Here is a 20600-nt window from a genome sequence, read left to right on the forward strand (position 1 = left end):
ATGCGGCCGGAGATTCTATTCCCGCTTTTCGCTCCCATCAGCACGCTGAAAGGCGTGGGCCCGCGCGTGGCTCCGCTGCTGGAGAAGCTGGCCGGGCCTATCGTGCGCGATGTCGCCTTCCTGCGGCCGCACTCGCTGGTGCGCCGCACACCGGCTGATCTCTCAGCCGCGCTCGACGGCCAAGTGATGACCTTCGAGGTCACCATCGACGAATACCAGCGCCCGCGCAGCCAGGCCCAGCCCTGGCGGGTGCGGGTCAGCGACCCCACCGGTTTCATGACGCTCGTCTTCTTCGGCCGCTTCGCCGACCAGCTCGAGAAGCGCCATCCGCCGGGCGCCAGACGGATCATCTCCGGCAAGGTCGAGGACGACAGGTTCGGCCGCCAGATGGTCCACCCCGACTACATCGTGGCTCCTGACAAACGCGACGAGATCCCCGAGTTGGAGGCGATCTATCCGGCCACCGAGGGCCTACCGGCGCGCCGGGTGCGGACCTTCGCCCTGGAGGCCCTGGAGCGCACGCCGGAGCTGCCGGAATGGCAGGACCCTGCCTGGTTCGCTCGGGAGCGCTTCCCCGCCTGGCGCGCGGCGCTGACACGTCTGCACAGCCCGGAAAGTGAGGCCGACCTTTCGCCCACGGCGCCTCACCTGCGCCGCCTGGCCTATGACGAGCTGCTGGCCCAACAGCTGGCCATGGCCCAACGCAAGGCCGAGCGGCGCAAGGAGCCGGCCGCGCGCATCCCCGCCAGCGCCGCCGCCGACAAGATCCGCGCCGACCTGCCCTTCGCCTTCACCGGCGCGCAGAACCGGGCGTTGGCCGAAATCCGCGCCGACCTCGCCGCCGGCGAACGGATGAGCCGCCTGATCCAGGGCGACGTGGGCTCCGGCAAGACGGTGGTGGCCATGTGCGCCATGGCCGACGTCGCTGCGGCCGGCGGCCAGAGCGCGCTGATGGCGCCCACCGAGATCCTGGCCCGTCAGCACTACGAGACGATCTCGGGTCCCCTCACCGCCCATGGGATCGGCGTGATCCTGCTGACCGGCCGCGACAAGGGCGCGGGCCGCGCGGAGAAGCTGCGCGCCTTGCACTCGGGCGCCGCCAAGGTCGCCGTCGGCACCCACGCCCTCTTCCAGGACGACGTGGCTTTCGAGCGGCTGGAGTTCGCCGTGATCGACGAGCAGCACCGCTTCGGGGTCAGCGAGCGCCAGCGGTTGCAGACCAAGGGCCAGGCCGTCCACTTGCTGGCCATGTCCGCCACGCCGATCCCCCGGACCCTCGAACTCACCATGTACGGCGACCTCGACGTCAGCCGCATCGATGAGAAACCGCCCGGCCGCACGCCCGTCGCCACCCGCGCCGCGCCCATGACCCGCATCGGCGAGGTCGAGGCCCGACTACGCGAGGCGGTGAAGGGCGGCGCCCAGGCGTTCTGGATCTGCCCGCTGGTCTCGGAGTCCGAGCTCATCGACCTGAAGGCTGCCGAGACCCGCGCCGCCGAGCTGAAGGAGACCATCGGTCCCAGCGTCGGCCTGATCCATGGCAAACTCACGCCCGCCGCCAAGGACGCGGTGATGGCCGAGTTCGCCGACGGCAAGCTGTCGGTGCTGGTCGCCACCACAGTGGTCGAGGTGGGTGTCAACGTCCCCAACGCCACCATCATGATCATCGAGCAGGCCGAGCGCTTCGGCCTGGCGCAGCTGCATCAGCTGCGCGGCCGGGTCGGGCGCGGACGGCGCGAGAGTTCCTGCGTCCTTCTCTACGACCCGCCGCTGTCGGAGACCGCCCAGAAACGGCTCGATATCCTGCGGCGCACCGATGACGGCTTCCAGATCGCGGAGACCGACCTGGAACTGCGCGGCGGCGGCGATGCGCTGGGCCTCAAGCAGTCCGGCTTCCCTGACTACGTCTTCGCCGACGTGCTGGGCCCTCACCGTGACCTGATCGCCGCTGCCGGCGACGACGCGCGGCTGATCGTAGGACGCGATCCGGAGCTGACAAGCGATCGCGGCAAAGCTCTGCGCGTGCTGCAGGAGCTGTTCGACTGGAAGGCGGGACTCGGCCTGCGCGACGCCGGCTAGCCTGAAGTGTCGGATCGACGCGCGTCCGTTCGACCTAGGGCCGAGCCCAAGCCAAAGGAGCCCAGCTCATGAAATTTATCTGCCTCGTCTACGCCGAGCCCGGCGCGCTTTCCGGCCTAAGCCCCGAGGAGAGGAGGGCGCTGGACCGCGACTCCCTCGCCTACGACCAAGAGCTCCAGGCCCATGGCCAGTTCCTCGCCGCCTCGGCCCTGCAGGGCGTGAACACAGCCAGCACGATCCGCGTCCGAGGCGGCGGCGTGCTGATCGGCGACGGCCCGTTCGCCGAGACTAAGGAAGTCCTCTGCGGCTTCATCTTCATTGAGGCGGCGGACATCGAGGAGGCTAAGCGGATCGCCGCGGGCATCCCGATGGCCCGGCACGGTACGATCGAGGTGCGCCCCGAGCTCGACTTCGGCTAACCGCGCACCTTCACCATCCGCTTGCCGCGGCAGGCTCAGCGGCGGGTCAAGGCCGCCAGCCGGGCGCGCGCGTCGTTCTCCAGGTCGGCGTAGAAGAGGTTGAACCCAGGGACCATGCGCTCCTCGGTCCACGAACCGGCGGTCTTCAGCGAGGCCGATTTCGGGGAGGAAACCCGCAGCACGCCGCCGTCGCACTGCGCCGAGACCTGTCGCGCCAGGAAGGCCGGCCGCGCGCCCCACTCCAGTCCCGTGGCGTTAGCGGCCCCGGCGTGCATCCGGGCCGGCGCCGGTTCGTCGGTGGTGGCGCCCAGGATCGGGTTGAAACAGAGCGCCGGGCCCTGGAGGTTCACCAGATCGCCGCCGGCGTCCCAGACCAGGGCGCGGGCCAGCAGGATCTTGCCGCGGTCGATCTCGCTGGATGGCACGCTCGCCCAGGCGGCAAGGCACCCGGCCTCCTCGCGCCGCGCGCAGGGCGCCAACGCCGGATGGGTGGCGGGAACTACCGTCTCGATCAGATAGGCGCCGGCCAGGCGCGCGCGCAGCGCCGCGTTGGGCGCGATCTCTTCGGCCACGAGTCGGGCGGCGAGCGTTCCGCCCTGCTCGACACCAACGACGATGAACGGCCGCTGCCCGCCATCATGGTCGCGCCAATAACGGAAGGCCGTCGCCACGTCGCCGTAGGCGAAGCGCCGCGCATCCTTGGCGTCATCGCGCAGGGTCAGGAGGCTGTAGAGGCCGGCCTGCCGGTAGCGTGGCGCGAAGATCCGGCCGATCCGCGCGAACGGTCCGGCGTAGTTGGGCGCCATCACCCGGCGGAAGATGCGTTCGGCCTTCGCGTCGCCGATCGGCTCGTTCCATTGCCGCCCGCCCTCGAAGGTGGTCGGCGCGACGAAGAACACGTCCGCCGGGGGCTCCTCGGCGGCGGGCGTCCCGGCGCCGGTCGAGAGCAGGTACCAGGCCTTGCGCTCGGCGTAGTCCGGCGCCGCCGGTGGGCGATAGGTCTGGAACGGCGTCTTGGGGTCCAGCGCGTAGCGGATCAGGTCGCCGCGGAACGCCAGCACGGCGAGCGCGAGCAGGGCGACGATGACCGCCAGGCTGCCCACCAGCCATCGCCTCTGGCGCGGCCGGTCCCCGCTCATGGCTAGCGGTACGGGTCCGGCTGGCTGAGGTAGGTGCGGACGTAATCGCCGATTCCCTCCTCCAGCGGCGTCAGCGGCCTGTCGTAGCCCGCGGCCTTCAGCCGATCCATCTTGGCCTGGGTGAAGTACTGGTACTTGTCGCGGATCATCGGCGGCATGGGCGTGTAGTCGATCTGCGCCGGCTTGCCCGCCGCGGTGAACACCGCGCGCGCCATGTCTTCGAAGCTGCGCGCCACGCCGGAGCCCAGGTTGAAGATGCCGTTCACCTGCGGATTGCGGGTCAGCCACTCGGTGACGTCGGCGGCGTCGCGGACATAGACGAAATCGCGCTGCTGGCCGCCGTCCGGCACGTCCGGCCGATAGCTCTTGAAGAGCTGCACGCCGTGCCCGTCGCGCACATGCGGCCAGATCTGCGAGGCCACCGACTTCATCGACCGCTTATGCTCTTCGTTCGGCCCGTAAACGTTGAAGAACTTCAGGCCGACCCACTGCGGCGGGGCGTAGTCGCGCGCCGCCTGGCGCGCCGCGAAGATATCGAACAGCGCCTTCGACCAGCCATAGGTGTTCAGGGGCCGAAGCGCGGTAAGGGCCTCATAGCTGTTGTCGTCGTCGAAGCCCTGGCCGCCGTCGCCGTAGGTCGCCGCCGAGGAGGCGTAGATCAGTCGGCGCTGGCGGTCGGCGCACCAGCGGAAGAGGTCGCGGCTCAGCGTGAAGTTGGAGTGGACGATCTTGTCGGCGTCCGGCTCCATGGTCGTCGAGACCGCCGCCATGTGGACCACCACTTCGACGTCGCGCCAGCGCTTCTCCAGCCAGTCGAACATGTCCTCCGGCGCGACGAAGTCGCCGATCGGGTGCTTGGCGATGTTCTTCCACTTGCCGAGTTCGGCCTCGCGCAAGCGGTCGCAGACCACCACGTCCAGATCGCGGTCCTCCGCCAGCTTGGCGGCGATGTTCGAGCCGATGAAGCCGGCTCCGCCGGTGACGAAGGCGATGCGCCGCTGGGTCATGCCGTCCCCTGCTTGGACATCCGCGCGATGGCCGCGGTGGTGGAATAGCCCTCGACGATCTGCGCCAGCCTCACCTCGCCGCCCCAGCCTTTGACCAGCTCGTGGCCCACGACCTCGCTCTCGGCGTAGTCGGCGCCCTTCACCAGAACATCCGGCCGGGCGGCTTCGATCAGCTTGATCGGCGTATCTTCCTCGAACGGAACCACCAGATCGACGGAGCCCAGGCCCGCCAGGACCAGGGCGCGGCTCTCCAGGTCGTTGACCGGCCGGCCGTCGCCCTTCAACCGGCGCACGCTGTCATCGGCGTTCAGGCCCACGATCAACCGGTCGCACCAGGCCCGCGCCTGGGCCAGATAGGCGACGTGGCCCTTATGCAGGATGTCAAAACAGCCGTTGGTGAAACCCACCTTCAGTCCCCTGGCCTTCCAGCGCGCCACCTCGTCGGCCATGCGCTGGGCCGTGGCGACCTTGGCCTCGGCGGGGGCCATGTGGGCCGACAGCGCCGCCTCCACCAATTCTTCTGGCGACACCGTCGCCGTGCCCACCTTGCCCACGGCGACGCCGGACGCCAGCTGGGCGAAGGCGATGGCGTCTTCAATGGCCACGTCAGCGGCCAGCGCCAGGCCCAGGGCGGCCAGTGTCGTGTCACCGGCGCCAGAGGCGTCGAACACCTCGCGCGCGGCGGTCGGGAAATGGCGCACCGGCTCGCCGCGGACGGCCAGGGAGATGCCCTTGGATGCGCGGGTGACCAGGATCGCCTTGGCTTCCCAAAGCTCCAGGGCGCGCAGCAGGGCCGCGGCGACCTGATCGTCAGTCTCCGTCGGCATGTCGGTGGCGTGGCCCAGCTCAGCGGCGTTGGGCTTGATCATGTCCACCGCGCCGTAGCGGGCGAAGGAACGGGCCTTGGAGTCCACCACCAGCTTGCCGCCGCTCTCCAGCGCCGCCTCGCGGCAGGCGGCGATCACCGCCTCGGTGACCACACCCTTGCCGTAGTCGGACAAGAGGATCGCGCCGGCGTCCTTCGCCGCGTCGCGGATGGTGCGCACCAGGCGCTGCTCGACCTCGCCGGTCACCGCGCGGCTGGTCTCGAGGTCGACGCGCAACAGCTGCTGGCCGCCGGACACGAAGCGGGTCTTCAGCGTGGTCGGCCGCTCCGCGTCGGTCACCAGATAGCCCTCGACGCCGGGTTCGCCCTCGACCAGGCGCAGCGCCTCCTTGCCGTCACCGTCGTTGCCGATCAGGCCGACCAGCGAGACCTCGCCGCCGAGCGCCGCCACGTTGCGCGCGACGTTGCCGGAGGCGCCCAGCATCATCAGCTCGCGGGTGCGGGCCAGCACCGGCACCGGCGCTTCGGGCGAAACCCGGCTCACATCGCCATAGACGAAGCGGTCGACCATCAGGTCGCCCACGCAGGCGACGCGCCGGCCGGGCGCCAGGCCCAGAAGGTGCTGGAGCGCTGAGAGATCCATGGGCGTCAGGGTGTGCGGCGCGTTGGCTGCGGGGTCAAGCCGGCTGCACTGCGGCGTGGAGGACCTTCAGCGTCGCCAGCAGTTCGGCGGCGCCCGCCAGCGGCAGGCAGCTCGGCCCGTCGCAGAGCGCCTTGTCCGGCTCCGGATGGAATTCCAGGAAGACGCCGTCCGCCCCAGCGGCCACCGCCGCCTTGGCCAGCACCGGCACGCCGAAGCGCCGCCCACCGGTCGAGGCGGAATTGCTGCGCGGATCGGCGCCCGGCAGCTGGACGGCGTGGGTGGCGTCGATGGTCACCGGTGCGCCCAGCTCCTTCATCTCGTGGATGCCCAGCATGTCGACCACCAGGTTGTTGTAGCCGAACGAGACGCCGCGCTCGCACAGGATGGTGAAGTCGGCGCCGGTCGCCTCGCGGATCTTGTCGAGGATGTTCTTGCAGTCCCAGGGCGCCAGGAACTGGCCCTTCTTCACGTGCAACAGGCCGCCGGCCGCCAGCGTGGCCTTGGCGGTGGCGATCACCAGGTCGGTCTGGCGGCAGAGGAAGGCCGGGATCTGGACGATGTCAGCCACGGCGGCCACGGGCTCGGCCTGATCGATCTCATGCACGTCGGTGACGATCGGCACGCCGAATTCGCCCTTCACCTTTTCCAGCATGCGCAGGCCCTTCTCCAGGCCGGGGCCGCGGTAGGAGTGGATCGAGGAGCGGTTGGCCTTGTCGAAGCTCGCCTTGAAAACATAGGGTAGGCCCAGGTCCGCGCAGACGCCCTTCAGGTGCCGCGCGGTTTCCAGCGCCAGACCCTCGTCCTCCAGGACGTTCAGCCCCGCGAGCACCACCAGGGCCTGGCCGTCGCCGATGGCGAGGTTCCAGCGTTCCAGCGTCAAGACGGCCATGGCTTTCCCTTAGAGGTCCGGTGGGTCGGGCGCTAAGTGGCGCGCGCCGCGGGCCTTCACAAGCCTCGAATCGACAACTACCCGCGTCTCACCGGCGCGTTGCGGCGTATCCTTAAGGCGTCCCGGGGGCTCTGGCGTCAGTAGAGAGCGGTGGTATGTTTTTCGGCGTAAGCGTTTGAGGGATGCGAACATGAGCCTGGCCCAGAGTTCTTCTCTGGCGGCGCTCGCCCGCGATCGGCGGGCCTTCCGCCGCCTGCCGCAACTTCGCGGTGCCCCCGCCGTCTTCAAGGCCGCGGTCCGGCTGATCGCCCGCAACTTCGTGATCGGCTCGGTGACCTTCGTCATGCCATCGGGCGAAGAGCTGTACATTCCGGGCTGCGAGCCCGGTCCGGACGCCAAGATCGTCATCCGCGATTTCCGGTTCATCCGCCGAGCTGTGGCCGCCGGCGACATCGGTTTCGCCGAGGCCTACATGGCCGGCGAATTCGACACGCCGGACCTGCCGGACCTGCTCTACGTCTTCGCGGCCAACTGGGACCGCGTGCACCATGTGACCATGGGCAATCCCGTGGTGTGGACGATGAACCGCATCCGACACGCCCTGCGCGGCAATACGCGGCGCGGATCGAAGAAGAACATCCACGCCCACTACGACCTGGGGAACGCCTTCTACCAACGCTGGCTAGACCCGACGATGACCTATTCGTCGGCCCGCTATCAACGTCCGGGCCAGGCGCTGTCCGACGCCCAGATCGCCAAGTACCGGGCCCTGTCGCAGACCATGGGCCTCCAGTCTGGCCAGAGCGTTCTGGAGATCGGCTGCGGCTGGGGCGGTTTCGCCGAGTTCGCCGCCCGTGAGGTCGGCGCCCAGGTCACCGCCATCACCATCTCCGAGGAACAGTACGCCTTCGCCAAGCAGCGGATCTTCGACGCTGGCCTGAACGAGAAGGCCGACATCAAGCTGGTCGACTACCGCGACGTCGACGGCCGTTTCGACCGCGTGGCCTCCATCGAGATGTTAGAGGCGGTGGGCGAACGCTACTGGCCGGCCTATTTCGGCAAGATCCGCGACAGCCTGGCCCCCGGCGGCCGCGCCGGCCTGCAGATCATCACCATCAAGGACCAGTACTTCGACCAGTACCGCAGCCGCGCGGACTTCATCCAGAAGTACGTCTTCCCGGGCGGCATGTTGCCGTCGGAGGAACGTCTGCGGAAGGTCACCGACAAGGCCGGCCTCGTCTGGACCGCCGTCGACCGCTTCGGCCGTGACTACGCCGACACACTGGCCGAGTGGCACCGGCGCTTCGACGCGGCCTGGAACGACATCCGCCCGCTGGGCTTCGACGAGCGCTTCCGCAAGCTCTGGAAGTTCTACCTGAGCTATTGCGAGGCGGGTTTCCGCACCGAGCGGACCAGCGTCGTCCAGCTCGCACTCGCCAAAGCGTAAGGCGCCCCCTTCTGCTATCGCCAAGCTGCCCTTAAGTAGCGGCGATGACTCCTGCGCGAAGCGTCCTCGACACCATCGGGAACACCCCGTTGATCCGGCTCAATCGCGCGAGCGACCTGACCGGCTGTGAAATCCTCGGCAAGGCCGAGTTCATGAACCCGGGGCAATCGGTCAAGGACCGTGCGGCGCTCTTCATGGTGCGCGACGCCGAGGCCAAGGGCTTGATCCGGCCGGGCGGACGCATCGTGGAGGGCACTGCGGGCAATACCGGCATCGGCCTGGCCATGGTCGCCAAGGCGCTCGGCTACAGATGCACCATCGTCATCCCCCGCAACCAGAGCCAGGAGAAGAAGGACGCTGTCCGCCTCCTCGGCGCCGAACTGGTGGAAGTCGACCCGGTCCCCTACGCCAACGAGATGAATTATGTGAAAGTGTCCCACAGGTTAGCGGAGCAACTTAACGCGGAAGAGCCGGCCGGCGCGCTCTGGGCCAACCAGTTCGACAATGTCGCCAACCGCGAAGCCCACGCCCGGGGCACCGGCCCCGAGATCTGGGCCCAGACCGGCGGCAAGATCGACGGCTTCATCTGTGCGATTGGCTCCGGCGGCACTCTGGCCGGCGTCGCCCAGGCCCTGCGTGCTCAAAAGCCGGACGTCGCCATCGGGCTTGCCGATCCCGACGGATCGGCCCTCTACAACTACTACACCACCGGCGAGTTGAAGGCTGAAGGGACGTCGATCACCGAAGGCATCGGCCAGGGCCGGATCACCGCCAACCTGGAAGGTCTGGCCATCGACAACGCCTACCGCATTCCCGACAGCGAGCTGTTGCCGGTGCTCTACGACCTCTTGGAGCACGAGGGCCTACTGATGGGTGGCTCGACGGGGATCAATGTCGCCGGCGCCATCCGCCTGGCGAAGGACCTCGGCCCCGGCAGGACCATCGTCACCGTGCTCTGCGACGGCGGGCAGCGGTATCAGTCCAAGGTCTTCAACCCCGAGTTCCTCAAGGAGCACGGCCTGCCGACGCCGCCGTGGATGTTATGAGCAGCGATCCCCTGGTCTCCACCGCCTGGCTGGCCGAGCGCCTGGGCTCCGCCGACATCGCGATCGTCGACGCCACATGGTTCATGCCCGGCGAGGGCAAGACGGGCCGCGAGGCCTACGCCGCCGGTCACATCCCCGACGCGGTGTTCTTCGATATCGACGAGATATCCGACCATTCCGTCAACCTGCCCCACATGCTGCCGAGCGATGTCGCCTTCGCAGCGGCCGCGGGCGCGCTCGGCCTGCGCCGCGACCTGATCACCGTGGTCTATGACGGCCAGGGCATCTTCTCCGCGCCGCGCGTTTGGTGGACGCTCAGGACCATGGGTTTCCCTGAGGTCTTCGTCCTCGACGGCGGCCTGAAGACGTGGATCGCGGAAGGCCGGCCGACCGAAAGCGCCCTGCCCCAGCCGGCCGCGACCACCATCGAGCCCGCTTTCGACCCCAGCCTGGTGGTCGACGTCGAGACGGTGAAGGGCCTTGTCCAAAGCCATGCCGCGCAGCTGGTCGACGCCCGCGCCACCGGACGTTTCACGGGCGAAGTCCCCGAACCCCGTGCGGGCCTGCGCAGCGGCCACATGCCCGGCGCGCTGAACGTCCCCTGGGGCGGCCTGATCAACCCGGATGGCACGATGAAGGATGGGGAGGCGCTTCGCGCGGCCTTTCAGGCTGCCGGCGTCGATCTCGACGCACCGATCGTCACCACCTGCGGCTCCGGCGTCAGCGCCGCCCTGCTGGCCCTGGCGCTCGCCCGCCTGGGGCGTGATGACGTGGCGGTCTACGACGGCTCCTGGACCGAATGGGGCGGCCGCGCAGACACGCCCATTGCCACCGGCGCCTGACGGAACGCCCTTCTATCGGAACGGTGGCGCGTAGAGCAGGCCGGGTTTCGGCGCGTTCCAGAGCGCATTCAGACCCCGGTCCAGCTTTAGCGACGAATCCGAGCCGATGTCGCGCCGGAAGATCTCGTGATAGGCGCCCACCTGGCGGATCACCTGGAAGGCCCAGTCCTTGTTGAGGCCCAGCAAGGCCCCGTAGTCGCCATCCAGACCCAGCAGGCGGCGCGTCTGGGGGTCTGAGGCGGTCTCGCGGGCCTGGACCACGGTCTTTGAGGTCAGACCCAGCTCTTCGCCCAGGATGGTGGCGTAGACCGTCCAGCGCACAATGTCGGCCCACACAGGATCGTTCTGGCGCACGACCGGGCCCAGCGGCTCCTTGGAGATCACGTCGGGCAGGATGACATGGGCATTGGGGTTGCTCAGCACCGAGCGCGAGCCGGCGAGCGCGGAGATGTCGGCGGTGAAGACGTCGCAGCCGTCGTTCTCGTAGAGCCGCCGGGCCTCGGCCTCCGACGCCACCACCACGGCCTTGTAGCTGAGGCCGCGGGCCCGGAAGAAGTCGTTGAGATTGTCCTGGCTGGCGGTGCCGGCCTGGACGCAGATCCGCGCGCCCGAGAGCTCCTGCGCGCTCGTGAGCCCCAACGCCTTGGGGGCCAGGAACCCTTGGCCGTCGAAATAAGTCGTCGCCGCGAAGTCGAGGCCCAAGCCGGCATCGCGCGAGAACGACCAGGAGGTGTTCCGGGACAAAAGGTCGATCTGGCCCTTCTGCAGGGCGCTGAAGCGGTCCTGGGCGCTGATCGCGGTGAAATGGACCTTGTCGGCGTCGCCCAGCACCGCGGCCGCCACCGCCCGGCAGATATCGACGTCGAAGCCCCGCCACTCGCCCCGGAAATCGGGGAAGGCGAAGCCCGGCAGGCCCGGGTTGACGCCACAGGCCACATAACCGCGCTTGCGCACCGCGTTCAGCACCTTGCTGGGCGTGGCCTTGTACTGGACGCCCACCACATCGGCCCCCTTCAGGACCGGGGTCGGCGTCGCCGCCGGCTTCGAGCCGCCGTCGCAGGCGCTCAAGGTCAGGATCGCAAGCCCCGCCGCGGCCAGCCGCCGGATCATCCGTGCTCCTTGATCGAGCCACCCCTGCGGCTCTAAGTGCGCCGGGCACTGTCGCCCGCTAGCCTAGGCCCCGCAACCCGTATGCCCTCGAAGTCCGGCCGGCCGTCCTCCGATCTCAAGCCCGAAACCCGCCTGATCCACATCGGCCATGGCGCGGGCCTGGCGGCCAAGACCGTAGGGCCGCCGGTGCAGAAGGGCTCGACCATCCTGCTGCCCGACGCCGCCAGCCTTTATGACGACGCGAGCCAACTCACCTATGGTCGACAGGGCCTGTCCGCCCAGTTCGCCCTGCAGGCGGCCCTGGCCGAGCTGGAGAACGCCCGGGCGGTCACGCTCTATCCGTCCGGCCTCTCGGCTCTGACGGGCGCGCTGCTGGCCGTACTCAAGGCCGGCGACGAGGTGCTGGTCACTGACGTGATCTACAAGCCCACGCGGCGGTTCTGCGACCAGGTGTTGAAGCGGTTCGGGATCAAGGTGCGCTATTTCGATCCGCGCCGGCCGCCCGAAGAGCTCGTCGGCGACGCGTCGGAGGCGACGCGGCTGATCCTGATGGAATCGCCCGGCTCGCTCAGCTTCGAGATGCAGGACCTCGGCCGCGTCGCCGAACTGGCCCGCGCCCGTAACATCCTGACGGTCGCCGACAATACCTGGGGCGCCGGCTATCTGATGCGGCCGCTGGACCTGGGCGTGGATATCTCGGTGCAGGCCCTGACCAAGTACGTCGGCGGCCATTCCGACGTCTTCATGGGCTCGGTCGCGGTCAACGACCCCAAGCTGGTCCGCGCCATGGACGACGGGATCATCAACCTCGGCTGGGCGGTCACCGGCGAGGACGCCTACCAGATGCTGCGGGGCTTGCGGACCCTGCCGACGCGACTGGCGCGGCATGGGGAGAGCGGCGTGGCTGTCGCCGCCTGGCTCAAGCAGCGGCCTCAGGTCGTGCAAGTCTTCCACCCGGCCCTGTCTGGCGCGCCGGACCACGCGCTCTGGGCCCGCGACTTCGCCGGGACTTCAGGTCTCTTCGCCTTTTCGCTCCACCCCGCTCCGGCGCCGGCGGTGAACGCCTTCCTTGATGCGCTCACTCTGTTTGGCCTCGGCTTCTCCTGGGGCGGATTTGAGAGCCTGGCGATCTCCTGCGACCCGCAACTGAGGGTCCGCAGCTTCCACCCGGACTATGGCGGGCCGCTGATCCGCCTGCACATCGGCCTGGAGGACCCCGGCGATCTGATCGCCGACCTCGAGCGCGGATTTGCCGCCTATGCCGCGGCAAGCCAATGAGCAACGCCACCCTCGACCGATTCATCATCGAAGAAGGCCTTCCGGACTCGTTCCACCGCACGGCCGAGCTGGTCTGCGAGCCGCTGGCCGCCCGCGCGCACCGCCGCCGGATCGACCGCAAGCGCTGCGCGGTGATCGGGCTTTGCGGCGCCCAGGGGTCCGGCAAGAGCACCATCGCCAAATACACGGTCGCCCTGCTCGAAGACCGCGGCCAGCGCGCCGTCGCCCTTTCCCTCGACGACTTCTACCTGACGTATGAGGCGCGCCAGCGCCTGGCGCGCGAGGTGCATCCCCTGCTGGCCACCCGCGGACCGCCCGGCACCCACGACGTGGGCATGGCGGGCGCGGCGATCGACCAGCTGCGCAGCAAGGGCAAGGCGGTCTTGCCGCGCTTCGACAAGGCCACGGACAACCGCGCGCCACGGTCGACCTGGGCCACCGTCGCCTCGCCCGTGGACGTGATCATCCTGGAAGGCTGGTGCGTCGGCGCCTTGAGCCAGGGCCGCGCCGCGCTGGCGACGCCGGTCAACGACCTGGAGCGCGACGAAGACCCCGAGGCGGTCTGGCGCACCTACGTCAACGACCAGCTCGACGGCCCCTATCAGACCCTGTTCGGCCGCCTGCACGACCTGATCCTGCTACAGGCGCCCAGCTTCGAGGTGGTGGCCGGCTGGCGCGAGGAGCAGGAAGCCAAGTTGAGGGCCAAGGGCGGCGGAGGAATGACCCCCGAAGAGGTCACCCGGTTCGTATCCCACTACGAGCGGCTGACCCGCTGGATCCTGGCCGAGATGCCGGGCCGCGCCGACTGGGTCGTAACGATGGACACAGAGCGAAATCCCTACGTCTGATTTTCGCGCTATAGGCCAGGCTCTGGAGGCAACATGTCGAAACCAACCTTCGGACTGCTGATCTCTGCGGTTCTGCTGGCGAGCCCCACCCTAGCCCAGCCGACGCCCGATCCTGCGCCGACAACCGCCGTGGCCACGGCGGCAGCGGCGGCGGCCAAGCCCGCGCCGGCTGCGCCCACCGTGAGCGGTATCGTTGTGGAGGGCCTACCAAAGAAGACCTGTTCGTCGCGTGACAAGGAATGCATCGCCGTCGTCGTGGCGGAGCTGAAGGAGCACTACCCCCAGCAGCTCAAGGCCTTCTGCGCCCAGTGGAAAATGCAGGCCGTCCGCACGCAGTGGGTCAACGACCAGCTGGTCGAGAGTCTCGGCGGCAATAATCCGCCGACGCCGACCGCTTTTGGGGTGAACTCGGCGGTCTCGAAGGCCTGCGCCGAGGATAGGCCTGCGCAGAAATAGCCGCTGGCGCGCCCTGCAGGACTCGAACCTGCAACCGCTCGCTTAGAAGGCGAGTGCTCTATCCGGTTGAGCTAAGGGCGCTGAAGCCAGCGTCAGTGCGTCCACGGGACCTTGCGGCCGAAGGCGAAGTTGTCGGCATAGGCCTTGATGATCCGTTTCGCAGGCTTCGGATCGATCAGCTGGAAGGCGATGCCGTGCTGGTCGGCGTAGCGCACCGCTTCGTCCTTCGTCTCGAAGGCCAGTCGCACCTGAGCCTCGGTATCGCCGGTCTGGGTCCAGCCCATCAACGGATCCTGCCGTCTGGCGTCCGTCGGTTCGAACTCCAGCACCCATTCGGCGGCCTTGGCCTTGCCCGACTGCATCGCGGTCTTGGACGGGCGGAAGATACGGGCGAGCATGGACGACCTCGAGTTTCCTTTGCCGGCGATGGTCGGGGCGGAGAGATTCGAACTCCCGACCCTCTGCTCCCAAAGCAGATGCGCTACCAGGCTGCGCTACGCCCCGAGGACGCCGGCGGTGTTGCGATATAAGCGTTTTGCCCTTTCGGCAACGGATGCGGCCGACTTAGGCGCCGGGCGGACCAGAAGCGCCGCCTCAACGGTCGAGGTTCATCAGCTTGAAGATGCCCGAGCAGCGCACCACGTCGTGGCCGCTCACATAGGCGCGGCCCTCGGCGAAGGCGACATCGCGGGTGGCCCGCGTCAGCCGCGCCTCGCCCATCACCCACTCGCCGACCCGCGCCATGTGCAGGAAATCGATCGACAGATGGATGGTCACCGCCCGCGCGCCCGTCCCACGCCAGACCGCGCTGGCCAGCACCCCGTCCATGAAGGCCGAGAGCATGCCGCCGTGGACCAGGCCCACGCCGTTGGCGTGCCGTTTGACGGCGTAGAAGCACTGCTCGACCAGCGGACCGTCGCCGGGGCGATGGAAATAGGGGCCGTTCAGGGTCGAAAAGCCGCCGCGCCCCTCCGACGGCGCATAGCCCTCCGGCGGCGCCGGCGCGGGCTCCTCGTCTTCGGGCCGGCTCAATGGGCCGACGCCTTCGGCGGGACCAGCCGAATCTCGTAGAGGTGCGGCCAGTACTTGCCGGTGACGAACAGCCGGTCGTGCTCGCGGTCATAGGCGATGCCGTTCAGCACCGCGTCCGGATTGCCGGCGCCTGCCGTCTCCGGCAGGCCGGTCAGGTCGATCCAGGCCTTCACCTTGCCGCTGGCCGGATCGATGCGGGCGATGCGGTTGGTCTGCCAGATGTTGGCCAGCACCTCGCCCTTGACCCACTCCAGCTCGTTCAGATTGGCCACCGGCCGCCCATCGGCCGTCACCGACAAGCGGCGTAGCTCCTTGAAGGTGGCGGGATCCAGGATCCGCAAGGCGGGCGTTCCGTCGCTCATGATCAGGTGGACGCCATCCTGGGTCAGCGCCCAGCCTTCGCCCGGATAGTGGAATGTGGACTTCTTCGCTAAGGTCTTCAGGTCCCAGCGAAAGCCGGTCTGGTCCTGCCAGGTCAGGCTGACGATCTCCGAGCCCCAGTTGACGATGCCCTCGCCGAACATGTTGGGCGCGATCGCCTGCGACTGCAGGACCTGGCCATCGCTCAACCGCACCCGCCGGATGGTCGACTGGCCGGGGATGCCGGTGCTCTCGTAGAGGTCGCCGCGCAGGTAGAAGAGGCCCTCGGTGAAGGCGCCCACATCGTGCGGATAGACGTGGACGATCTTGAAACCGTCGACAGGCACGGCCGCGGCGGCGGGACCCGCCAGGACGATCGCCGCGCCTAGGCTGAGGAGCACTCGGAGCAGGCGGCGGAACAGATCAGGCACGCGCAACTCCGCAAGGCTGGGACGCAGCCATCCTTACGGGCAGCCATCCACCGCAGGCAAGGCCGGCGTTCTCACGGTATCAGTCGAGGTGCGAGGTCTCGATCTCGGCGACCACCAGCCCCTTGGGGCCCTCGGCGAAGCGCACCATCACGTCGTCGCCCGGCTGCAGGTCTTCCATGCCCGAACGGCGCAGGGTCTCGATGTGCACGAAGATATCGCCCGGCTCGTTGTCGCGCACGACGAAGCCGTAGCCCTTGGTGCGGTTGAACCATTTCACCTTGGCGCGCTCCAGCGGCCCGCAGGCCTCCGGCGGGCGCCGCGGCGGCGCACGGTTGGCGAAGTCGCCGCGCAGGAAGGACTCCCGGTCCCCGCGGAAGCCACCGTCGCGCGGCTTGCGCTCCGCCGGCGGCGGCGCCGCGCTCTCGTCGATTTCCACGACCTCGGCCACCTGCCAGCCCTTCGGGCGGCGCACCACGTCGCAGGTGATGAGGGAGCCTTCCAGCGCGTGCTCACGGCCGGAGCTGCGCAGGCTGGTCACGTGCAGGAGGACGTCTTTCAAATCCGTCTGGGTCGGGTCGTCGGGGACGATGAAGCCATAGCCCTTGCCGGCGTCGAACCACTTGACGCGACCGCTGATGCGCAGGGCTTCGCCTGCGGCGTCTACATGCTCGAATTCGTAACCAGCCATCTGCCCCTCGGCCCATTACTCTCCGATCCCACAATCGGACTGAGCCAACTATAACAGTGTTCTTGTAAAACAGCGCCAGTCAACGCCCAAAATGCACGCGTGGGGGGAATCCGCGTGACATGGCGCGACTCAGGCCCGTTTCGGGCAGTCCGCGTGGCAGTCCCTAGGGGAGTCGAACCCCTCTCTCCAGGTTGAAAACCTGGCGTCCTAACCGATAGACGAAGGGACCGCGTAACGCGAAGGGCGGCTCTATATCCGCCTTCCCTTAGGGGTGCAAGGCCGTGGCTTTGCCGTCAGGCCCTGCGCGGATCGGCGACGTCCTCGATCTCGAATTCGACGCCTTGCCGGCCTTGCCAATCGTCCGGCTTCAGACGACCCGCGACATGCACAGCGCCGCCTTCGGCCATCAGCCGGCGGCCGGCCTCGGAGCCCTCGACACGCCAGGCCACCGCCTTCAGCCTGCCGCCGGAGTTGTCGGTCAGGGTGCAGCGAACATGGCCGCCGCGCAGGGCCATAGGCCGCTCCACCCGCGCGTCGGCCAGGGCGAAGCTGGGTTCGACGTTGCCGGGGCCAAAGGGCGCCATGCGCTGGAAGTCCTGCCACAGCGCGCGGTCGGCGCCGCGCGTGGTGACCAGGGCGTCGATCTCCAAGGCATCCTCGGCGGCGGCGATCTCGGTTTCCGCCGCCAGCCGCTCGCAGAGGAAGGCGCGCAGCTCCGGAATGGTGTCGGGCCGCACGGACAGGCCCGCGGCCATGGCGTGACCGCCGCCGGCCAGCAGCAGGCCCTCGTCATAAGCGGCCTGCACGGCGCGCCCGAGGTTCACGCCCGGCTGCGAGCGGCCGGAGCCCTTGCCGACATTGGCGGCGCGGTCGACGCCCACCACCACCACGGGCTTGCGGTATTTCTCGCGCAGGCGGCCGGCCACGATGCCGATGACGCCGGGGTGCCAACCGTCGGCGGCGACCAGCAGCATGGGCGCCTCCGGCGCGTTGCTCTCGGTCTCGATGTGGGCGATCGCCGCCTCCTGCACCTCGCGCTCCACCTCCTTGCGCGAGGCGTTGAGGCCGTCGAGCTCAAGCGCCAGGGCGGCGGCCTCCGCCGGGTCGTCGGTCGACAGCAGACGCGCGCCCAGATCCGCGCGGCCGATCCGCCCGCCGGCGTTGATCCGCGGTCCCAGGATGAAGCCCACATGGAACACCGAGGCCGGCCCCTGCCCCTTGGCCACGTCCATCAGCGCCTTCAGGCCCGGATTTCGCCAGGCGGACATCACCTTCAGCCCCTGCGCGGCCAGCGCCCGGTTGAAGCCGCGCAGTTCGGTGACGTCGCAGATCGCGCCCATGGCGGCCAGATCCAGCCATTGGCGCAGGTCCGGCTCGGGCCGCCCGGCTTGAGTAGGCGCGCCGAACAGGCCGCGCTTGCGCGCCTCGCGGTTCAGCGCCGCCAGCAGAACGAAGGTTACGCCCGCCGCCGCCAGATGACCCTGGCCGGAGACGTCGTCCGGCCGGTTGGGGTTCACCAGGGCCGCGATCTGCGGGATCTCCTCGCCGCGCATCAGGTGGTGGTCGATCACCACCACCTCCAGGCCGATCTCGGCGGCGCAGGCCAGGGCATCGTGCGCCGCGGCCCCGCAGTCGACGGTGATCACCAGTTCGGCGCCCTCGGCCTTCAGGCGGCGGAAGGCGGCGGGCGACGGGCCATAGCCTTCGAGGATCCGGTCCGGGACGTAGATCGGCAGGTCATGGCCCAGGGCGCGGAACCAGCGCACCAGCTGGGCGGCCGACGACGCGCCGTCCACGTCATAGTCGGCGAACACCACGGCGGGGCGCTTCCGCTCCAGCGCATCCACCAAAATCTCGGCAGCCTTATCCATGTCGGTGAAGGTCGACGGATTCGGAAACAGGGCCTTCAGGGTCGGATTGAGATAGGTCTCGGCCTGTTCGGCGCCGACGCCGCGCGCCGCGAGCGCCCGCGCCAAGGGCTCCGAAAGGCCGTGGCTCAGCTGGTGGCGGCGTACGAGCTCCGCATCCGCAGGCCGCTCACGCCACAGCCGCCCGCCGAGCGAGCGGGTGACGCCGAGATAGCCGAATGAGGCGCCGCCGTCCGCCAACTGCCGCTCCTGCCCGCGAAGGCTCCACTATCGACCCGGGACCAACGAGTCGCCAGGACTGGATAGTCACCTCCTGCGTCAGAATCGGACGGACGATGCGGTTCGGTCTACAATTGAAGCTGTCATCGCGCTTGCCGGAGCGGCGGGCGCGAGCGATGTTATGAGACAGGGAGTCTCGTTGAACTCCGACCATAGGGAAACTGACGCCATGCGACGCGCTCTCATCCTTGCGCTGGGAACAGCGCTTTTCACGGCTGGCCTGGCCGCCGTCGCCGCACCGGCGATGAGTGCGCCCGCCAAGGTCGCCGAGGTCGATCCCACGATTTCGCCGAAGGGCTGGGTCGCGCCGAAGAACGCCATGGGCCAGCCGGACCTCTCCGGTTACTGGTCGAACGCGACCATGACGCCGCTGACCCGCAATCCGAAGCTGACGGACAAGCTGGTGGTCCCAAAGGAGCAGGCCGCGTCGCTGGAGAAGGTCTTCGCCGCGGCCCTGGCCGCCGCCGACGCGCCCACCGACCAGAAGAAGGGCCCTGGCGCCGTCACCGACCCGAACTCGCCCGAGGCGCAGCTCGTCAAGATCCGGCCTGACTTCGCGGCCGCCGGCGGCGACGTGGGCGGCTACAACACCTTCTGGATCGATCCGGGCAACCACATGATGGAGGTGAACGGCGAGTACCGCTCCTCGATCATCACCACCCCCAACGGCATGCCGCCGGCCCGCAAGACGGGCGCCCCGGCGGGTGGCCGCGGCTACCGCGACGTCTACGACAGCTACGAGAACCGCTCGCTGGGCGAGCGCTGCATCATGGGCTTCGGCGCCAACGCCGGCCCGCCGATGCTCGCCAACGGCTATTACAACAACAACTACTATATCCAGCAGTCGCCGGACGCGGTGGTGATCCAGGTTGAGCTGATCCACGACGCGCGGATCGTCCGCCTGAAGGGCGGCCATCGCACCGACGGGGTGCGCCAGTGGATGGGCGACTCGATCGGCCACTTCGAAGGCCCCACCCTGGTGGTGGAGACCACCAACATCCCGCAGGGCCAGGCCTTCATAGGCTCGTGGAAGAACCTGAAGGTCACCGAGCGCTTCACCCGCGTCTCGCCAACCCGGATCAACTACCAGTTCCAGGTCGAGGACCCGGACACCTGGGACAAGCCCTGGGGCGGCGAGTACGACTTCACCCCGCTGCACGGCATCGTCTACGAATACGCCTGCCACGAGGGCAACTACGCCCTCCCCGCCATCCTCGCCGGCGCCCGCCGTCAGGAGCAGGAGGCCGCAGCCGCCAAGGCCAAGCCCGGCGCGGAATAGTCAACGGGAAAGTCTTGCGAAGGGAGCGTCGCGGAAACGCGGCGCTCCCTTTTTCGTCGCCCTACACCGGCCGCTTCATCCGCACTTCGCGCGAGGTGCGCGTGGCCGAGTTCAGCACCAGGGTGTGGGTGTGGACGAAGCCGCCTTCGACCTTCACGCCGTCCAGCAGGGCGCCGTCGGTGACGCCGGTGGCGGCGAAGATGGCGTCGGCGCGGACCATCTCGTGCAGGTCGTACTTGCGGTCGAGGTCAGTGATGCCGACACGGGCGGCGCGGGCGCGCTCGTCGGCGTTGCGGAACACCAGCCGGCCCTGGAACTGGCCGCCGACGCACTTCAGCGCCGCGCAGGCCAGCACGCCCTCCGGCGCGCCGCCCTGGCCGACGTAGAGATCGATGCCGGTCTCCGGGTCGGCGGTGTTCATGACGCCGGCCACGTCGCCGTCGGTGATCAGGTGCACGCGGGCGCCGGCGCTGCGCAGCGATGAGATGATCTCGGCGTGGCGCGGCCGGTCGAGCACGCAGACGGTGATCTCGCCGGGCTCGACGCCCTTTGCCTTGGCCATGGCCTTGACGTTCTCGGAGGCCGACTTGTCGAGGTCGACGACGCCGGCCGGATAACCCGGCCCGCAGGCGAT

General features: G+C 68.9%; 20 protein-coding genes and 3 tRNA genes. 9 read left to right on the forward strand and 14 right to left on the reverse strand.

Features of this window, described 5'->3' with window-relative positions; genetic code table 11:
* The gene (recG, locus tag VHS75_RS15790) at nt 1–2079 is read left to right on the forward strand and encodes an ATP-dependent DNA helicase RecG (protein WP_329639568.1); all 2079 of its coding nucleotides are present in this window, start codon (nt 1–3) and stop codon (nt 2077–2079) included.
* A 68-nt stretch (nt 2080–2147) separates the two neighbouring features.
* Entirely contained in the window at nt 2148–2498 is a 351-nt protein-coding gene (locus VHS75_RS15795; RefSeq protein ID WP_329639569.1) for a YciI family protein, read from the forward strand.
* A 35-nt stretch (nt 2499–2533) separates the two neighbouring features.
* Here the strand turns inward: VHS75_RS15795 and VHS75_RS15800 are convergent, their stop codons facing one another.
* From VHS75_RS15800 to kdsA, 4 genes are read right to left on the reverse strand one after another with little or no spacing between them, the layout of a single operon-like run.
* A complete protein-coding gene (locus tag VHS75_RS15800; RefSeq protein WP_329639570.1) occupies nt 2534–3601 on the reverse strand; it encodes a DUF3089 domain-containing protein in 1068 nt (355 codons plus the stop codon).
* 38 nt (nt 3602–3639) lie between these two features.
* Nucleotides 3640–4644 carry an ADP-glyceromanno-heptose 6-epimerase gene (gene rfaD, locus VHS75_RS15805; RefSeq protein ID WP_329639571.1) on the reverse strand — a complete coding sequence of 335 codons (1005 nt, stop codon included), beginning with the start codon at nt 4642–4644 and terminating at the stop codon, nt 3640–3642.
* Nucleotides 4641–6113: a D-glycero-beta-D-manno-heptose 1-phosphate adenylyltransferase gene (gene rfaE2 / locus VHS75_RS15810; protein ID WP_329639572.1), complete on the reverse strand. Its 1473-nt coding sequence runs from the start codon at nt 6111–6113 to the stop codon at nt 4641–4643. The genes rfaD and rfaE2 overlap by 4 nt, the downstream gene beginning before the upstream one ends.
* A 34-nt stretch (nt 6114–6147) precedes the next feature.
* Nucleotides 6148–7002, reverse strand: a complete 855-nt coding sequence (kdsA, locus tag VHS75_RS15815; protein ID WP_329639573.1) for a 3-deoxy-8-phosphooctulonate synthase — start codon at nt 7000–7002, stop codon at nt 6148–6150.
* A 190-nt stretch (nt 7003–7192) separates the two neighbouring features.
* Here kdsA and VHS75_RS15820 point away from each other — a divergent pair, with 190 nt between their 5' ends.
* From VHS75_RS15820 to sseA, 3 genes are read left to right on the forward strand one after another with little or no spacing between them, the layout of a single operon-like run.
* Entirely contained in the window at nt 7193–8449 is a 1257-nt protein-coding gene (locus tag VHS75_RS15820; protein ID WP_329639574.1) for a cyclopropane-fatty-acyl-phospholipid synthase family protein, read from the forward strand.
* Nucleotides 8450–8493: 44 nt separating this feature from the next.
* Nucleotides 8494–9495, forward strand: a complete 1002-nt coding sequence (locus VHS75_RS15825) for a cysteine synthase A (protein ID WP_329639575.1) — start codon at nt 8494–8496, stop codon at nt 9493–9495.
* A complete protein-coding gene (gene sseA / locus VHS75_RS15830) occupies nt 9492–10337 on the forward strand; it encodes a 3-mercaptopyruvate sulfurtransferase (protein WP_329639576.1) in 846 nt (281 codons plus the stop codon). The genes VHS75_RS15825 and sseA overlap by 4 nt, the downstream gene beginning before the upstream one ends.
* A 12-nt stretch (nt 10338–10349) precedes the next feature.
* Here sseA and VHS75_RS15835 read toward each other — a convergent pair whose 3' ends face one another.
* Entirely contained in the window at nt 10350–11447 is a 1098-nt protein-coding gene (locus VHS75_RS15835) for an amino acid ABC transporter substrate-binding protein (RefSeq protein WP_329639577.1), read from the reverse strand.
* A gap of 81 nt (nt 11448–11528) precedes the next feature.
* On the opposite strand from VHS75_RS15835, the gene metC reads away from it, so the two are divergent.
* Genes metC through VHS75_RS15850 form a run of 3 tightly spaced genes read left to right on the forward strand, consistent with a single transcriptional unit; the run spans nt 11529 to nt 14029 of the window.
* Nucleotides 11529–12725 carry a cystathionine beta-lyase gene (metC, locus tag VHS75_RS15840; RefSeq protein ID WP_329639578.1) on the forward strand — a complete coding sequence of 399 codons (1197 nt, stop codon included), beginning with the start codon at nt 11529–11531 and terminating at the stop codon, nt 12723–12725.
* Nucleotides 12722–13573: a kinase gene (locus VHS75_RS15845; RefSeq protein WP_329639579.1), complete on the forward strand. Its 852-nt coding sequence runs from the start codon at nt 12722–12724 to the stop codon at nt 13571–13573. Before metC ends, VHS75_RS15845 begins: the two co-directional genes overlap by 4 nt.
* A gap of 33 nt (nt 13574–13606) precedes the next feature.
* Entirely contained in the window at nt 13607–14029 is a 423-nt protein-coding gene (locus tag VHS75_RS15850; RefSeq protein WP_329639580.1) for a hypothetical protein, read from the forward strand.
* A 4-nt stretch (nt 14030–14033) separates the two neighbouring features.
* Here VHS75_RS15850 and VHS75_RS15855 read toward each other — a convergent pair.
* The 8 genes from VHS75_RS15855 to recJ form a co-directional block, all read right to left on the reverse strand.
* Nucleotides 14034–14110: transfer RNA gene (locus VHS75_RS15855), tRNA-Arg, on the reverse strand.
* A gap of 11 nt (nt 14111–14121) precedes the next feature.
* Complete coding sequence (locus VHS75_RS15860) at nt 14122–14427, reverse strand: ETC complex I subunit (protein ID WP_329639581.1); 306 nt, start codon at nt 14425–14427, stop codon at nt 14122–14124.
* Nucleotides 14428–14456: 29 nt separating this feature from the next.
* Nucleotides 14457–14533 (reverse strand) — tRNA-Pro (locus VHS75_RS15865).
* Nucleotides 14534–14623: 90 nt separating this feature from the next.
* Nucleotides 14624–15061 carry a PaaI family thioesterase gene (locus tag VHS75_RS15870; RefSeq protein WP_329639582.1) on the reverse strand — a complete coding sequence of 146 codons (438 nt, stop codon included), beginning with the start codon at nt 15059–15061 and terminating at the stop codon, nt 14624–14626.
* The gene (locus VHS75_RS15875; protein ID WP_329639583.1) at nt 15058–15852 is read right to left on the reverse strand and encodes a glutaminyl-peptide cyclotransferase; all 795 of its coding nucleotides are present in this window, start codon (nt 15850–15852) and stop codon (nt 15058–15060) included. The genes VHS75_RS15870 and VHS75_RS15875 overlap by 4 nt, the downstream gene beginning before the upstream one ends.
* Nucleotides 15853–15931: 79 nt before the next feature.
* Complete coding sequence (locus VHS75_RS15880) at nt 15932–16540, reverse strand: cold-shock protein (protein WP_329639584.1); 609 nt, start codon at nt 16538–16540, stop codon at nt 15932–15934.
* Between the two features lie 154 nt (nt 16541–16694).
* Nucleotides 16695–16769: transfer RNA gene (locus tag VHS75_RS15885), tRNA-Glu, on the reverse strand.
* A 64-nt stretch (nt 16770–16833) separates the two neighbouring features.
* A complete protein-coding gene (gene recJ / locus VHS75_RS15890) occupies nt 16834–18648 on the reverse strand; it encodes a single-stranded-DNA-specific exonuclease RecJ (protein WP_329639585.1) in 1815 nt (604 codons plus the stop codon).
* Nucleotides 18649–18856: 208 nt separating this feature from the next.
* On the opposite strand from recJ, the gene VHS75_RS15895 reads away from it, so the two are divergent.
* On the forward strand, nt 18857–19966 hold the full coding sequence (locus VHS75_RS15895; RefSeq protein WP_329639586.1) for a hypothetical protein: 1110 nt from the start codon (nt 18857–18859) through the stop codon (nt 19964–19966).
* A 61-nt stretch (nt 19967–20027) separates the two neighbouring features.
* Here the strand turns inward: VHS75_RS15895 and VHS75_RS15900 are convergent.
* On the reverse strand, nt 20028–20600 hold a 573-nt coding region (locus VHS75_RS15900), incomplete at its 5' end, for a fructose-bisphosphatase class II (protein ID WP_329639587.1).

The sequence above is a fragment of the Phenylobacterium sp. genome, assembly GCF_036264965.1.
Classification (GTDB): domain Bacteria; phylum Pseudomonadota; class Alphaproteobacteria; order Caulobacterales; family Caulobacteraceae; genus Phenylobacterium.